Annotated in this window: 1 pseudogene; it reads right to left on the bottom strand. The window is 35.9% G+C overall.

Annotated elements, in window-relative coordinates:
- Positions 1-396, bottom strand: a pseudogene (locus tag SB717_RS33970) (DNA polymerase III subunit delta'); the annotation flags it as partial.

Raw genomic sequence — 396 nt, 5'->3', positions numbered from 1 at the left:
GTAACGGTCTAAACGTAACAACTTGGCAACGAGATAAAATCGTATTTAAAATTTGATGACTTTGTTCAGTAAGTAAAATAGCGGTTGTATCACTACTTGGTTCTTCTAAAAATTTCAAAAGTGTATTTGCCGCATTTGCCGTCATACGATCTGCGTGCTCAATAATATATAATTTTTTATTTGCCTCTAATCCTGTTTTTGAAAACTCTTCTTGTAAATCATGAATTTGCTGCTTCTTAATAGATAATCCGTCTGGTTTTACAATATGTAAGTTAGGGTGGTTACCTGAATCAATTCGCTTACAATTTGTGCATACATGACAGGGCTCTACTCCATTCCGCTGAGAACAGAGGAAACTCTTTGCCATTTGAATTGCTGTCGCAAACTTTCCCGTAC

Origin of the sequence: Priestia sp. SIMBA_032 (assembly GCF_046535215.1) — a bacterium.
GTDB classification, from domain to species: domain Bacteria; phylum Bacillota; class Bacilli; order Bacillales; family Bacillaceae_H; genus Priestia; species Priestia aryabhattai.
The sequence above is the reverse complement of the archived record's forward strand: the minus strand, read 5'-3'. Positions and strand labels throughout refer to the sequence as shown.